15 protein-coding genes and 1 riboswitch are annotated in these 13,703 nt (G+C 70.8%); of the genes, 7 read left to right on the top strand and 8 right to left on the bottom strand.

The annotated features are described in order from the left end of the window. Positions 1–37: 37 nt before the first annotated feature. The 5 genes from groL to ACWEVS_RS23565 form a co-directional block, all read right to left on the bottom strand. Positions 38–1,666: a chaperonin GroEL gene (gene groL, locus ACWEVS_RS23585; protein ID WP_354914264.1), complete on the bottom strand. Its 1,629-nt coding sequence runs from the start codon at positions 1,664–1,666 to the stop codon at positions 38–40. A gap of 415 nt (positions 1,667–2,081) precedes the next feature. After that, the gene (locus ACWEVS_RS23580) at positions 2,082–2,282 is read right to left on the bottom strand and encodes a cold-shock protein (protein ID WP_055507665.1); all 201 of its coding nucleotides are present in this window, start codon (positions 2,280–2,282) and stop codon (positions 2,082–2,084) included. A 412-nt stretch (positions 2,283–2,694) separates the two neighbouring features. Next, complete coding sequence (locus ACWEVS_RS23575; RefSeq protein ID WP_354914261.1) at positions 2,695–2,970, bottom strand: MoaD/ThiS family protein; 276 nt, start codon at positions 2,968–2,970, stop codon at positions 2,695–2,697. A gap of 66 nt (positions 2,971–3,036) precedes the next feature. Then, positions 3,037–4,269, bottom strand: coding sequence for a threonine synthase (gene thrC / locus ACWEVS_RS23570; RefSeq protein WP_452553290.1), 1,233 nt, complete (start codon positions 4,267–4,269; stop codon positions 3,037–3,039). Positions 4,270–4,282: 13 nt separating this feature from the next. Then, positions 4,283–4,422, bottom strand: a riboswitch (SAM riboswitch). 59 nt (positions 4,423–4,481) lie between these two features. After that, on the bottom strand, positions 4,482–5,042 hold the full coding sequence (locus ACWEVS_RS23565) for an RNA polymerase sigma factor (protein ID WP_354914257.1): 561 nt from the start codon (positions 5,040–5,042) through the stop codon (positions 4,482–4,484). 23 nt (positions 5,043–5,065) lie between these two features. Here ACWEVS_RS23565 and ACWEVS_RS23560 point away from each other — a divergent pair, with 23 nt between their 5' ends. Beyond that, complete coding sequence (locus tag ACWEVS_RS23560) at positions 5,066–6,493, top strand: alpha,alpha-trehalose-phosphate synthase (UDP-forming) (protein WP_452553289.1); 1,428 nt, start codon at positions 5,066–5,068, stop codon at positions 6,491–6,493. Between the two features lie 4 nt (positions 6,494–6,497). Next, a complete protein-coding gene (locus ACWEVS_RS23555; protein WP_452553287.1) occupies positions 6,498–7,625 on the top strand; it encodes an MFS transporter in 1,128 nt (375 codons plus the stop codon). Here ACWEVS_RS23555 and ACWEVS_RS23550 read toward each other — a convergent pair. Genes ACWEVS_RS23550 through ACWEVS_RS23540 form a run of 3 tightly spaced genes read right to left on the bottom strand, consistent with a single transcriptional unit; the run spans position 7,603 to position 9,323 of the window. Further along, complete coding sequence (locus ACWEVS_RS23550; protein WP_449918571.1) at positions 7,603–8,190, bottom strand: hypothetical protein; 588 nt, start codon at positions 8,188–8,190, stop codon at positions 7,603–7,605. The two genes, ACWEVS_RS23555 and ACWEVS_RS23550, sit on opposite strands and share 23 nt — an antisense overlap. Before the next feature lie 10 nt (positions 8,191–8,200). Further along, positions 8,201–8,998: a trehalose-phosphatase gene (gene otsB / locus ACWEVS_RS23545; protein WP_452418347.1), complete on the bottom strand. Its 798-nt coding sequence runs from the start codon at positions 8,996–8,998 to the stop codon at positions 8,201–8,203. Positions 8,999–9,023: 25 nt separating this feature from the next. Further along, complete coding sequence (locus tag ACWEVS_RS23540; RefSeq protein ID WP_452418345.1) at positions 9,024–9,323, bottom strand: DUF3263 domain-containing protein; 300 nt, start codon at positions 9,321–9,323, stop codon at positions 9,024–9,026. Positions 9,324–9,415: 92 nt separating this feature from the next. On the opposite strand from ACWEVS_RS23540, the gene ACWEVS_RS23535 reads away from it, so the two are divergent. From ACWEVS_RS23535 to ACWEVS_RS23515, 5 genes are all read left to right on the top strand, one after another. Then, on the top strand, positions 9,416–10,222 hold the full coding sequence (locus ACWEVS_RS23535) for an SAM hydrolase/SAM-dependent halogenase family protein (protein WP_354914245.1): 807 nt from the start codon (positions 9,416–9,418) through the stop codon (positions 10,220–10,222). Positions 10,223–10,332: 110 nt separating this feature from the next. Further along, complete coding sequence (locus ACWEVS_RS23530; RefSeq protein WP_452553285.1) at positions 10,333–10,947, top strand: hypothetical protein; 615 nt, start codon at positions 10,333–10,335, stop codon at positions 10,945–10,947. Then, complete coding sequence (locus ACWEVS_RS23525) at positions 10,944–12,080, top strand: S8 family serine peptidase (RefSeq protein WP_452418342.1); 1,137 nt, start codon at positions 10,944–10,946, stop codon at positions 12,078–12,080. The genes ACWEVS_RS23530 and ACWEVS_RS23525 overlap by 4 nt, the downstream gene beginning before the upstream one ends. Positions 12,081–12,113: 33 nt before the next feature. Beyond that, positions 12,114–12,491 carry a Zn-ribbon domain-containing OB-fold protein gene (locus ACWEVS_RS23520; protein ID WP_354914239.1) on the top strand — a complete coding sequence of 126 codons (378 nt, stop codon included), beginning with the start codon at positions 12,114–12,116 and terminating at the stop codon, positions 12,489–12,491. After that, the gene (locus ACWEVS_RS23515; RefSeq protein WP_452553284.1) at positions 12,488–13,663 is read left to right on the top strand and encodes a lipid-transfer protein; all 1,176 of its coding nucleotides are present in this window, start codon (positions 12,488–12,490) and stop codon (positions 13,661–13,663) included. The genes ACWEVS_RS23520 and ACWEVS_RS23515 overlap by 4 nt, the downstream gene beginning before the upstream one ends. Positions 13,664–13,703 lie beyond the last annotated feature (40 nt).

Here is a 13,703-nt window from a genome sequence, read left to right as displayed (position 1 = left end):
CGCGAACGGGTGCCGCCCCTTTCAGCTTGGGCAGGACTTAGAAGTCCATGTCCCCGCCGCCGGGCATGCCCGCCGGAGCAGCCGGGGTCTTCTCCGGCTTCTCGGCGATGACCGCCTCGGTGGTCAGGAACAGCGCCGCGATGGAAGCGGCGTTCTGCAGCGCCGACCGCGTCACCTTGGCCGGGTCGAGGATGCCCGCCTCGAACATGTTGACGTACTCGCCGGACGCGGCGTTGAGGCCCTCACCCGGGGTGAGGTTGCGCACGCGCTCGACCACGACGCCGCCCTCGAGGCCGGCGTTGACCGCGATCTGCTTCAGCGGCTCCTCCAGCGCCTTGCGGACGATCGCCGCACCGGTGGCCTCGTCACCCTGGAGCTCGAGCTTGTCGAACGCCTTGGTGCCGGCCTGCAGCAGGGCCACGCCACCGCCGGGGACGATGCCCTCCTCGACGGCCGCCTTCGCGTTGCGGACGGCGTCCTCGATGCGGTGCTTGCGCTCCTTGAGCTCGACCTCGGTCGCGGCACCGGCCTTGATGACGGCGACACCACCGGCGAGCTTGGCCAGGCGCTCCTGGAGCTTCTCGCGGTCGTAGTCGGAGTCGGTGCGCTCGATCTCGGCGCGGATCTCGTTGACCCGGCCGGCGATCTGCTCGGGGTCACCGGCGCCGTCGACGATGGTGGTCTCGTCCTTGGTGACGACGACCTTGCGGGCGCGGCCGAGCAGGTCGAGGGTGGCGGACTCGAGCTTGAGGCCGACCTCCTCGGAGACGACCTGGCCACCGGTCAGGGTGGCGATGTCGCCCAGCATGGCCTTGCGGCGGTCACCGAAGCCGGGAGCCTTGACGGCGACCGACTTGAACAGGCCGCGGATCTTGTTGACGACCAGGGTGGCCAGAGCCTCGCCCTCGATGTCCTCAGCGATGATCAGCAGCGGCTTGCCGGCCTGCACGACCTTGTCGAGCAGCGGCAGCAGGTCCTTGTTGGCCGAGACCTTGGAGTTGACGATGAGGATGTAGGGGTCCTCGAGGACCGCCTCCATGCGCTCGGGGTCGGTCACGAAGTAACCGGAGACGTAGCCCTTGTCGAAGCGCATACCCTCGGTGAGCTCGAGCTCGAGGCCGAAGGTGTTGCTCTCCTCGACGGTGATGACGCCTTCCTTGCCGACCTTGTCCATCGCCTCGGCGATGAGGTTGCCGATCTCGGCGTCGCCGGCGGAGATGGAGGCGGTGGAGGCGATCTGCTCCTTGGTCTCCACGTCCTTGGCCAGCTTGGAGAGCTCCTCGCTGACGCGCTCGACGGCGGCCTCGATGCCCTTCTTCAGGGACATCGGGTTGGCGCCGGCGGCGACGTTGCGCAGGCCCTCGCGTACCAGCGCCTGGGCGAGCACGGTGGCGGTGGTGGTGCCGTCACCCGCGACGTCGTCCGTCTTCTTGGCGACTTCCTTGACCAGCTCGGCGCCGATCTTCTCCCACGGGTCCTCGAGCTCGATCTCCTTGGCGATGGAGACACCATCGTTGGTGATCGTGGGAGCGCCCCACTTCTTCTCCAGCACGACGTTGCGGCCCTTGGGGCCGAGGGTCACCTTGACGGCGTCGGCGAGCTGGTTCATACCGCGCTCGAGACCGCGCCGGGCGTCCTCGTCAAACGCGATCATCTTGGCTGCCATAAGGCTAGACCTCCCAGATGCAGGGTGGCTTGCAGCGGACCGAGCCGACGCCCGCGACGGCATGGGCCCGACTCCATTCGGCGGACCCCATCGTCTCGATCCCAGTGTCTGGCACTCTCATAACCAGAGTGCCAACGAACTGTTTAGCACTCTACCCTGCCGAGTGCAAGCGAGGCGCGCTTTCGCCCAGGTCAACCCCGCACGCGGGTCGTCGCGGAGAACGCTTCGCGATCATCGCCGCTTTCGTCACGCGGCCACGCGGAGCCGTCCGCCCCCTGCCCCATGGCTCCAGAGTACGACGGGCAGGCCCGATCGGCTGACGCGGACCGGACCTGCCCGGATCGACGAAAAGGACATGACAGATCCGCACGGACTGCGCCGCCGTGTGAGCTGCCGGTGCCTTGATGGTTCTGGTTCAGACAGTCCTGACGGATTCCGCCTGGGGACCCTTCTGGCCCTGGGTTATCTCGAACTCGACCCGCTGGCCCTGCTCGAGTGCCCGATAGCCGTCCATCAAGATCGCTGAGTAATGGACGAATACATCCTTACCACCGTCTACCGCGATGAAGCCGTAGCCCTTGTCCGCGTTGAACCACTTGACGGTGCCCTGCGCCACTTCCGACTCCTCTTACTGGGCTCCGGACCCCGCCCATTCACTCGCGGGATCCGCGATCGCCACGACTTATGGGGAAATCAGCCGGACGATCGCCCTCGACCATACCTGTGGCATGCCGTAGAACAACAGAGTCAATCGCCAAACTCGTTCTCGGTGTTCGTGACGGGCATTCTTGTAGTGGCCTAAAGGTTAGTCAAATATTCCATCTTCCGATGAAGAAACCCTCTCACCTGGCATGGACAACCTGCGACTTTCGGCCAGGACACCGCCACGGAAGGGTGTCCGCGCCGCCACACCGGGCCACTCCCGAGTCAGGGCCCGCGATTGCCGCCACACCACTCAGAAAACGGTCAAAAGTCACGAAAACGCCCGCGAGGCAATCCTCGCGGGCGTCCGTGAAGCCGGAATACGGTCAGCCGCCGGCCACGGCCGGGATGATGGAGATCTGCACTCCCTCGGGAGTGGCGCTCTCGAGGCCGTCGACAAAACGGACGTCCTCTTCGCCGACATAAACGTTGACAAAACGGCGAATCTTGCCCGATTCATCCAAAATGCGCGCGCCGATACCCGGGTAGTCGGCGTCGAGCTTCTGCAGCACCTCGCGAAGGGTGGCGCCCTCGCCGCTCACCTCGGAGCTACCGCCGGTGTACGTGCGCAGAATGGTGGGGATCCGCACCGAAACGCTCATGACTAGTACCTTTCCTTTCAGACAGCCCAGACAGCCCAGACAGCCCAGACAGCCCAGACAGACAGCTCAGACAGCCGCGCGGAACGCGTCGAGGGACGGCCTGATCACGGCCGTGGGCGTGGCGTCGTCCGCGATCGCGTCGAGCGTCTTGAGCCCGTCACCGGTGTTGAGCACCACGGTGGTCAGCGAGGGGTCGAGCTGGCCCGTCTCGACGAGCTTCTTCAGCACGCCCACCGTCACGCCGCCCGCGGTCTCGGCGAAGACGCCCTCCGTGGAGGCCAGCAGCTTGATGGCCGACACCACCTCGGCGTCGGTGACGTCCTCGACCGCCCCGCCGGTACGGCGCGCGATGTCGAGCACGTACGGCCCGTCGGCCGGGTTGCCGATGGCCAGCGACTTGGCGATGGTGTCCGGCTTGACCGGCTGGACCACGTCGTGGCCCGCCTTGAAGGCCGTGGACACCGGCGAGCAGCCGAGCGCCTGGGCCCCGAAGATCTTGTAAGGGGTGTCCTCGACCAGGCCGAGCGCGATCAGCTCCTTGAAGCCCTTGTCGATCTTGGTGAGCTGCGACCCGGAGGCCACCGGGATGACGATCTGGTCGGGCAGCCGCCACCCGAGCTGCTCGGCGATCTCGTAGGCCAGGGTCTTGGAGCCCTCGGCGTAGTAGGGCCGCAGGTTGACGTTGACGAAGCCCCACTTGTCGCCGAGCGGGTCGCCGATGAGCTCGGAGCAGAAGCGGTTGACCTCGTCGTAGGTGCCCTGGATGCCGACCAGCTTGCCGCCGAAGACCCGGGCCATGGCGATCTTCGCCTGCTCCAGGTCCGCGGGGATGAAGACGCACGCCTCGAACCCGGCCCTGGCGGCGGCCGCGGTCACCGCGCCCGCCAGGTTGCCGGTGGAGGAGCACGACAGCGTGTGGAAGCCGAAGTTGCGCGCCGCCTCGACGGCGATGGCGACCACCCGGTCCTTGAAGGAGTGGGTGGGGTTGCCCGAGTCGTCCTTCACGTACAGGTCGCGCAGGCCCAGGACCTTGCCGAGGTTGGTGGCCTGGACGAGCTTCGTCCAGCCGGGGTTCATGTTCTGCTTGCCGGCCACGTCGACGGGGACCGGCAGCAGCGAGCGGTAGCGCCAGATGTTCGCGGGTCCTGCCTCGATGTCGGCGCGGGAGACCGACCCGAAGGAGTAGGCCACCTCGAGCGGGCCGAAACACTCCAGACACGCGAAGCTGGGGCCGAGGTCGTAGCGTGCGCCGCACTCGCGGCAGGACAGAGCGACAGCAGGACCGAAGTCAAGCGACATGAAGCGAGGCCTTCCCTCATCTTCGTCTGCGACCACCTTGGCCACAGACCGGAATTGGCACCTGTCCCGGCCGGCCTCGTCACTTCACGAGCTCAGTCCGGGAGGGTTGCCGGGGCTTCGCAGGGCCGGTCCCTCCACCCCTCTGGATGAGCAATATGGAGTTATGCGAATCACCATACCCGGCCATGCTCACGACATGACCGACCGTCTCACTAACTGAGACGATACGTATCACCCAGGGCGGCCTGGACGTACTTGCGCGCCTGGTGGATCCGCGACTTGGCGGTGCCGAGCGGGATGCCGAGCTGCTCGGCCACCTCGTTGTAGTCGAGCTGGACGATGTCGCGCAGCACCAGCGCCTGGGCCAGGTCGGGCTTGTCGGCCTCCAGCGCCTCCATGGCGTCGAGCAGGTCGAGCCGCGAACCCGCGATGACGCTCACCCGGCGCACGTCGGGCTTCTGGACAGGCAGTTCGTCCGAGGTCTGCTCGGCGGCCCTGCGCTTCAGCGACCGGTAGGTGGTGCGCGCGCAGTTGGCCGTCACGATGTGCAGCCAGGTGCTGAACCTGGCCCTGCCCTCGAAACGCCCGATGTTGCGGGCCACCGCGAGCAGGGTGTCCTGGCACGCCTCCTCGGCGTCCTGGTGGTAGGGCAGGATGCGGGCGCAGTGGCGCAGCACGTCGGGCTCGATCCGCTTCAGGAGCTCGCCAAGCGCGCGATGGTCGCCGCCCGCGGCGGAACGGGCCAGTTCCTCGGTTAGCTCATCTAGGGCCATAGCGAGATCCTATGTTCGGGGTCATGGTGGATGTTGTGAACAGCGTTCTTGTGGCTTCCAACCGTGGGCCTGTCTCCTTCACCCTCTCCGACGACGGCGAGCTGACCATGAAGCGTGGCGGCGGCGGCCTGGTGTCGGGGCTTTCCGGAGCCGTCAGGGACGAGGGCGTGCTCTGGGTGTGCGCCGCGCTGTCCGACGGCGACCGCAGCGCCGTACGGCTGGCTCCCGGCGGCCGACTCGACCATGCCGGCTATGACACCGGCAAGCTGCGCATGCTGGACATCCCGCCCGCCACCTTCCACCGCGCGTACAACGCGGTGGCCAACTCGACCCTCTGGTTCGTCAACCACCTGCTGTACGACACCCCCAACGCCCCCCACTTCGGCACGAGGTTCACCCGGGAGTGGGACTCCTACCGCGACTACAACGGCGCGTTCGCGATGGCGCTGGCCGAGGAGGCGAGTCACGGGGCCAAGGTGATGGTGCAGGACTACCACCTGACGCTCACCCCCGCGATGCTCCGCGCCGAGCGGCCCGACCTGCGCATCGCCCATTTCAGCCACACGCCGTGGGCGCCGCCGGAGTACTTCTCGCTGCTGCCCGACGACGTCGGGCGCGAGGTGCTCGAGGGCATCCTCGGCGCCGACCACGCCGGATTCCTGACCGAGCGATGGGCCGAGGCGTTCATGGACTGCTGCAGGAGCCTGCTGGGCGCCAAGGTCGCCGACCGGTCGGTCACCCACGACGGCCGCACCACCCGCATCGGCGTGCACGGTCTCGGCGTCGACGGCGAGTCGCTGTGGAGGCGGGCCTGCGAGCCCGACGTCGAGTCGCACATGGCCGCGCTGCGCGAGCAGGTCGGCGACCGGCGGCTGATCGTCCGCATCGACCGCACGGAGCTGTCGAAGAACATCGTCCGCGGCCTGCTGGCCTACAGGGAGTTCCTGGACGCCCACCCCGAGTGGCACGGACGGGTCGTGCATCTCGCCTTCGCCTACCCATCCCGCCACGACCTGCCTGAATACCGCGAATACACTGCCGCTGTGCAACGCTGCGCCAAGGAGATCGAGGACGAGTACGCCACCGAGGACTGGGACCCCCTGATCCTCAACGTCAACGACGACTACCCCCGCTCGCTGGCCGCCTACCGGCTCGCCGACGTGCTGCTGGTCAACCCCATCCGCGACGGCATGAACCTGGTCGCCAAGGAGGGCCCCATCCTGTCCCCGCGCTGCGCGCTGGTGCTCTCACGCGAGGCGGGCGCCGCCGCCGAGCTCGGCGCGCACGCGCTCGTGATCAACCCCTACGACGTCTGCGAGACCGCCGAGGCACTGCGCGCGGGCCTGGAGATGCCGGAGGAGGAGCGGGTACGGCGCGGCGCGCGGCTCAAGGCCGCCGCCACCGCGCTGCCACCGCGACGATGGCTCGGCGAACAACTTGCCTGCCTCTGACCGCTTGACCAGAGACCGGATCACCTGGCTCGTCTACCTCCAGCTCGCCGTCTTCGCGACGTTCATGTACGGCCTCAGCGCCGCCCTGCCCCTGCTGCGCGCCGACCTCGGTGTCTCCGCCACGGTCGGCGCCCTGCACGGCACCGCCATGGCCGCCGCCACCATCGCGGCGGGGGCGGCGATCCCCCTCCTCACCCGCAGGTACGGCAGGCGCGCCACGGTCTGGATCGGCCTGGCGGGCATGAACGCGGGCGTCGTCACCGTCGTGGCGGTCCCCGCGTTACCCGGCACCCTCACGGGCTTCGCGCTGGCGGGCGGCTTCGGCTCGGTCATGCTCTACACCGCGATGGCCGTCCTCGGCGATCATCAGGGGCCGGCCGGCCCGGCGGCCATCAGCGAGGCCAACGCGATCGCCGTCGTCGTCGGCATGGCGGCCACCCTGCTGGTCAGCCTGGCGGCGCAGTCGGTCCTCGGCTGGCGGGCGGCCCTGCTGCTCACCCCACTCCTGTCCGGGCTGCTGGCGCTCACCATGGGCGGGACCAGGCTGGGGGCGGCGCAGGAGCGCACGGCCAGGGTCACCGGCCGGCCCAGCTGGCGCTTCCACGTGGCCTGCGCGGTGCTGTTCTGCTGCGTGGCCATCGAGTTCTCCTTCAACCTGTTCGGCGCCGAGCTGCTGGCCGGCCGTACGGGGCTGAGCGCGGCGACCGCGGCCACGGGGCTGACCGCCTTCATCGGCGGCCTCGCGGCCGGCAGGTTCGCGGGCGCGCGGCTGGCGCTGCTGCTGCCGTCCGCGACCCTGCTGGTGTGCGCGCTGGCCGTGACCGGAGCCGGCTGGCTGCTGTTCTGGCTCGGCACCAGGCCGCTCGTGGCCTACACCGGCCTGGTGATCAGCGGTCTGGGCGCCGCCATGCACTTCCCGCTGGCGATGGCCGGGGTGATCGCCGCCTCCGGCGACCGCCCCGGTCTGGCCGCGGCGGCCGCCCCCGTCTGGGCGGGGCTGGCCATGGGCGCCGGGCCCTTCGCGCTCGGCGCCCTCGCCGACGGGTACGGCACGCACACCGCGTTCCTCATGGTGCCCGTACTGGCCGCTCTGGCCGCGGCCGGCGTGCTCAGCGCCAGACGGCCCGCGTGAGAGCGGCGTTCAGCCCCGGCGTCGACCACTGGTCCACGACGAGGATCTTCGACGCGGGCAGGTACCAGATCCGCTGCGGGTAGGTCACGCTGGTCGGCTTGCCGCTCGGGGTGTGGCAGGTGATCTTCCACTGCCGGTAGTACGCCTTGTGCCCGGCACCGACCGGCCTGAGCTCCGACACCTGCGGCTTGACCGGCATGGGCGAGGAGTAGTAGCGCCTGTCGCGCACGCACTCCATCACGCCGCTGCTCGGGTGGTACGGCTCGTCGACCCGGAACGGGTTTCCCTCGGTGGCGTACCGGATGTACTGCGGGCCCATCAGCCAGAACCCCTGGCACTCGGTGGCGCGCCTGGAGCAGGACCCGGTGATCACGTGGACGGCGCCGGAGTCGGCCTTCTCGACCTTCCACGAGGCGGGCAGCGTGATCGTGGCGCCCCGGTAGGTCACCGACTGCGTGGCGCCGGCGGGGGCTCCGGCAAGGGCGCCGGCAGGGGCTCCGGCAGAGGCTCCGGCGGGGGCTCCGGACAGGGCGAGGGAGGCCGTCACGGCCAGTGTCATCAGCATGATCGCGAAGCTAGTCCGCCCCGGTTGCAGCGGAATGGCGGATGGCTTTCACCAGGTCGGCCAGCAGCGCGACGACGCCGTCGGGCCCGTCGACGACCAGGTCGGCGCGCTCGGCGAGCTCGGTCACCTCGGCCGAGCCGCTGCACACCGTCACCCCCGGCAGGCCGGAGCCCCGCACCGCGCCGAACGCCGCCAGGTCGCCCAGGTCGTCACCGGCGAACAGCACCGCACGCGCCACCCGCTCGGCCAGGAACAGGTCGAGCGCGTGGCCCTTGTCCATGCCGGGTGGCCGCAGCTCGAGCACCATCCGGCCGGGCTCGACCACGAGGGAGTGCGCCGCCGCCAGCTTCGCGAGCGGGTCGCGCAGCAGCTCCAGCGCCCTGGCCGGATCGGGGGCGCGCCTGGTGTGCACGGCCACCGCCCGCTGCTTGTCCTCGATCGTGACGCCCTCGACGCGGTCGACGATGCGGGGCAGCTCCGCCTTCGCCCGCATGACACCGGGCGGTGGCGGCGGGGCGCTCACCCTGCCGCCCTCCCACCGCTCGAACCCGTAGTGACCGAGCACGACCAGCCCTGGGACCTTCTCCAGCCCCGGGCCGTACTCGAGGACGGTGGCGGCGGGCCGGCCGGTCACGATGACCACCGCCCCCACCAGACCGCCCAGCTCGACCAGGACGGCCGGAGCGTCGGGATGGATCCTGGCGTCACGGGGGTCGGGCACGATCGGCGCGAGGGTGCCGTCGAAGTCGAGCCCGATCACCGCGCCGTCCGGATCACGCACAATGGCTTGGATTCCTGGATTGCTCATCACGCGGCTCGCCGTACCCAGGCAGTCAGGGGCGCATTCCAAGCCGGCGGGCCGCGCGCTCCTTCTGGCGGGCGGCGCGCAGCCGCCTCAGGCGCTTGACCAGCATCGGGTCGTGCTCCATGGCCTCCGGCCTGTCGATGAGATCGCCCAGCAATTGGTAGTAGCGGGTGGCGGAGAAGCCGAAGGCGTCGCGGATCGCGTGCTCCTTGGCACCCGCGTGGCGCCACCACTGGCGCTCGAAGGCCAGGATCTGCAGGTCGCGCTCGGACAGGGGGCGTGGCGGTTTCCTGGCAGCACCGTCGCCGGCGACCGGTGCAGTGTCCATGGTCTCCTCCTCGGTCGGCGCGGCCCGTGGCCCATCGTAATGTGCGGAGTGCGGCTGTTCACGGCGGTTGGGGAGACGTACAGTCGCGAAGTGTGAGCCCAGTCATCACGCTTCTCACCGACTACGGACTCGAGGACGGATACGTGGCCGCCTGTCACGGGGTGATAGCGGGGATCGCTCCGCAGGCCCGCGTGATCGACGTGTGCCACCTCGTGCCTTCGGGGGACGTCCGCAGAGGTGCCGCGATCCTCGCCCAGACCATCCCGTACCTGCCCACGGGCATCCACGTCGGGACCGTCGATCCCGGCACGGGCGGCGCGCGCCGCGCCGTGGCCGTCGAGGCGGGCGCGCGCGTCTTCGTCGGCCCTGACAACGGGCTGCTGTCCTGGGCGATCACCGCCAGCGGAGGTGCCACGGCCGCCTACGAGGTCGCCAACGCCGAGCTGTTCCTCAGCCCCGTCTCGCCGACCTTCCACGGGCGCGACGTGTACTCGCCCGTGTCGGCGCACCTGTGCGCGGGACGCAAGCTGCCGGAGGTCGGCCCCGAGCTCCCGCTGGACCGGCTGGTGTCGCTGCCGTCGCCCGTCACGTACGTCCGCGAGGGCGCGGTGGAGGGCGAGGTCGTCTCCGTGGACAGGTTCGGCAACACCCAGCTGTCGATCGCGGCCGACGACCTGGCGGCGGTCGGGGTGCTGGTGGGCGACACGCTGTCGGTGTGGCTGGGGCGGCGGCAGGTGTCGCTGCCCTACCGGGAGTCGTTCGCGGCGGTGCCGCCGGGAGAGCTGGTGGCGTTCACGGACTCGGCGGGGTTGATCGCGCTCGCCGTCAACTCGGGTGACGCGGCGCAGCGGCTCGGACTCCCGCCGGGGGCCCATGTCCGGCTGTGCGCGCTCCACTGACTCCTGCGACAAAACCGGTCTCATGTGGTTGAAGAGTAAGAAGAGGTAGTTACACCGCGTATCGGGCTGTTTACCGAACCGTCGGATTGCACCATCGTGCGCGTGCCAGAATGCACGGCACCGAAGCGTCCCCCTCCTCCCGGTTCGAGGCCGACGTGATCCGACTGTCCATCGCCCTCATCCCCATCATCGCCATGACCTGGGCGCCGGCGGAGCCGCCGGTGGCCGAGCGATGGCGGGCATGGCCGGCCTCCGAGGTCTTCCCCGCGAGGCTGCCCGGCACCACCCCCTCAGGCGCCAGCACCGCCTACGTCCTGGCCGGCATCGCGCCCGAAGCCCCGTGCGCCCGCGCCTTCCATCCCGGCGCCCGGCCGCGCGGCTGCCTCACCGCCCTTCGCGCCACCTACGTCGACACCACCCAGACCTTCGTCGCCACCGCCGGCGTCGCCGTGCTCACCGGCGCTCCCCCGCCGCCCGCCGAGCGGGGAGATCCCCGGCCCGCGACCGTCACGCCGTACACGGTGCCCGGCGGGCCCGCCGAACTGTTCGGGACCCGCCAGTACATCACCGGCGCCCGGAGCGGCTCAGGCCCGCGCTACGTGGTCATGAGCGCCGCCGGATACACCGACGGCCGGCCGTACACGAAGGGCCAGGGCGCGCCGCCGCGGCTGCGCGGCATGGCGCGGGAACTGGCGACGGCGCTCCACCGGCGGCTCACCGGATGAGGCGGGCCTTCGCCGCCGCCCTGCTGGCGGCCCTGCTCACCATCGGCACGCCCACGGTCGCCGACGAGGTCGGCGCCACGGCGCGCGAACGGCAGTGGCAGCTCGCGCCGCTGCGCATGGCGGAGGCCTGGCGTGTCACCAGGGGTGGCGGCGTCACGGTGGCCGTGCTGGACACCGGCGTCGACGCCCGCCATCCCGACCTCGCGGGCGCGGTGATCAAGGGCCCGGACCTCACCGGACAGGCCGCGAGCGGGGCCCGCTGGGGCCACCACGGGACCGCGATGGCCAGCCTCATCGCCGGCCGCGGCCACGGCGAGGGCCGGGACGCCGGGGTGATCGGCATCGCGCCCGAGGCGACCGTGCTGTCGGTGCGGGTCACGCTGGAGAACGACGATCCGCGCCGCGAGTTCCAGCGCACCAGGGCCCGCGGCCAGGACGCGCTGGCCAGAGGCATCCGCTACGCGGCCGACCAGGGCGCGCAGGTGATCAGCATGTCGCTCGGCGGGGGCAGCGGCACGTGGGAGGGTTCGGCCGCCGAGGAGGAGGCGGTGCAGTACGCGCTGGCGCGTGGCGCGGTGCTCGTCGCGTCGGCCGGCAACGACGGCGACGGCCCCAACAGGAAGAACTTCCCCGCCGCCTACCCCGGGGTGATCGCGGTCGGCGCGGTCGACAGGAAGCTGCGGGTGACGCCCTTCTCCAACCGCCGGCCCTACCTGTCGGTGGTCGCGCCCGGCAAGCAGATCGTCAGCGCCGACGGCCCCCGCTCCTACGTGATCGGCGACGGCACCAGTTCGGCCGCCGCGATGGTGGCGGGCATCGCGGCGCTGATCAGATCCGCCTACCCGCGGCTCACGCCGCTGCAGGTACGGCGGGCCATCGAGAGCGGCGCGGGCGGGCGGGGGCACAGCAGCGCCTACGGCCACGGCGTGGTCGACGCGGCACGGGCGCTGGCCGAGGCGCGCCGCCTGAGCGATCGGGAGCCGCCGGCCGCACCCAGGGCGCTGCCCTACTTCGGCGGCGGCCCCGCGGCTCCCGTTCCCGACTCCAGGCCGCTGGTGATCGCCGCGCTCGTGCTGGCGGCCGCCGCGATGGCGGTCAGGACAGTGGCGCGCAGCAGGCGGCGGCACCGCTAGTACCGAGCAAGCGCTTGTGTGATACTGCTCCACATGACGTGGTTCGACGGCACCGCCCTGCTCGGCACCCGGTGCACGACCTGCCAGGCCGTCTTCTTCCCCCCGCACCACGGCTTCTGCCGCGATCCGTGGTGCGAGGGCGAGGAGCTCGTGGAGCACCGGCTGTCCCGGCGCGGCACCGTGTGGTCCTACACCAACGCCTGCTACCCGCCGCCGCCGCCGTTCGTGACGGCCGAGCCGTACGAGCCGGTGACGCTCGCGGCGGTGGAGCTCGACGAGGAGCGCATCGTCGTCCTCGGCCAGGTGAAGGACCTGACGGTCGACGACCTCAGCGTCGGCATGGCGCTGGAGCTGACCGCGGGCACGCTCGCCGACGGCGCCCCGGTGTGGATGTGGGGGTCGCCTCGATGAGCGTCGTCGTGATCGGCGCGGGCATGCACCCGTGGGGCAAGCAGGGCAGGCCCTTCCACGAGTACGGCGTGGCCGCCGCCAGAGCCGCCCTGGCCGACGCCGGTGTCGCGTGGCGTGACGTGCAGTACGTCGTGGGCGCGGACACCATCAGGAACGGCTACCCCGGCTTCGTCGCGGGCGCCACCTACGCCCGCGCGCTCGGCTGGTCGGGCGCCCGCATCGCCTCCTGCTACGCCGCCTGCGCCTCCGGCGCCCAGGCGCTCGACCTGGCCCGCACAGCCATCCTGGCGGGCCGCTGCGAGGTCGCCATGGTCATCGGCGCCGACGCCGCCCCCAAGGGCTTCTTCGCCCCCGTCGGCGGCGACCGCCCCGACGACCCCGACTGGCTGCGCTTCCGGCTCCTCGGCGCCACCAATCCCGCCTACTTCGCCCTGTCCGCCCGCCGCCGCATGGCCCTGTACGGCTCGACGCCGGCCGACTTCGCCGCGGTGAAGGTCAAGAACGCCCTGGCCGGCTCACTGAACCCGTACGCCCGCTACCGCAAGCAGGTCACGGCCGAAGAGGTCCTCGCCTCCCCCATGGTCGCCGACCCGCTGCGGCTGATGGACATCTGCGCCACCTCCGACGGCGGCGCGGCGCTCGTGCTCGCCTCAGCCGCCTACGCGCGCAGGATCGGCGCCGCGCGTCCGGTGACGCTGGCCGCGGTCTCGACCGTCACGCCCGCCTACCCCAAGACCGTCCTGGACCTGCCCGACTTCGCCACCGACCCGCCCGTCCGCGACAGCGTCCCGTTCCGCGCCGCTCTCGCAGGGGCCGCCTACGAGGAGGCCGGACTCGGCCCGCGCGACCTGTCCTTCGCCGAGGTCTACGACCTGTCCACCGCGCTCGAACTCGACTGGATGGAGGACCTCGGCCTGTGCGCCCCCGGCGAGGCCGACAAACTGCTGCGCGCGGGCGACACCGCGCTCGGCGGCCGCGTCCCGGTGAACCCCTCGGGGGGGTTGGCCTCCTTCGGCGAGGCGATCCCCGCGCAGGCCATCGCCCAGGTCTGCGAGCTGACCTGGCAGCTGCGCCGTACGGCGGGCCCGCGGCAGGTCGAGGACGCCCAGGTGGGCATGGCGGTGAACCAAGGACTGTTTGGTCATGGTTCAGCGGTTATCGCTATGAGGTGACCCGGATTGAACCCTTCGCCCCTGGCATGTTCTACTTGAA

This window comes from Nonomuraea sp. NPDC003754, assembly GCF_053605785.1.
This window is presented reverse-complemented; position numbering and strand designations above follow the sequence as displayed.

Bases quoted from the DNA above. Each gene is read 5' to 3' on its own strand.
- ACWEVS_RS23515 (WP_452553284.1), top strand. From the start codon at position 12,488: ATGAGCGTCGTCGTGATCGGCGCGGGCATGCACCCGTGGGGCAAGCAG.
- ACWEVS_RS23575 (WP_354914261.1), bottom strand. From the start codon at position 2,970: ATGAGCGTTTCGGTGCGGATCCCCACCATTCTGCGCACGTACACCGGC.
- groL (WP_354914264.1), bottom strand. From the start codon at position 1,666: ATGGCAGCCAAGATGATCGCGTTTGACGAGGACGCCCGGCGCGGTCTC.
- otsB (WP_452418347.1), bottom strand. From the start codon at position 8,998: ATGAGCAATCCAGGAATCCAAGCCATTGTGCGTGATCCGGACGGCGCG.
- ACWEVS_RS23560 (WP_452553289.1), top strand. From the start codon at position 5,066: ATGGTGGATGTTGTGAACAGCGTTCTTGTGGCTTCCAACCGTGGGCCT.
- ACWEVS_RS23550 (WP_449918571.1), bottom strand. From the start codon at position 8,190: ATGCTGATGACACTGGCCGTGACGGCCTCCCTCGCCCTGTCCGGAGCC.
- ACWEVS_RS23565 (WP_354914257.1), bottom strand. From the start codon at position 5,042: ATGGCCCTAGATGAGCTAACCGAGGAACTGGCCCGTTCCGCCGCGGGC.
- ACWEVS_RS23540 (WP_452418345.1), bottom strand. From the start codon at position 9,323: ATGGACACTGCACCGGTCGCCGGCGACGGTGCTGCCAGGAAACCGCCA.
- ACWEVS_RS23525 (WP_452418342.1), top strand. From the start codon at position 10,944: ATGAGGCGGGCCTTCGCCGCCGCCCTGCTGGCGGCCCTGCTCACCATC.
- ACWEVS_RS23520 (WP_354914239.1), top strand. From the start codon at position 12,114: ATGACGTGGTTCGACGGCACCGCCCTGCTCGGCACCCGGTGCACGACC.
- thrC (WP_452553290.1), bottom strand. From the start codon at position 4,269: ATGTCGCTTGACTTCGGTCCTGCTGTCGCTCTGTCCTGCCGCGAGTGC.
- ACWEVS_RS23530 (WP_452553285.1), top strand. From the start codon at position 10,333: ATGCACGGCACCGAAGCGTCCCCCTCCTCCCGGTTCGAGGCCGACGTG.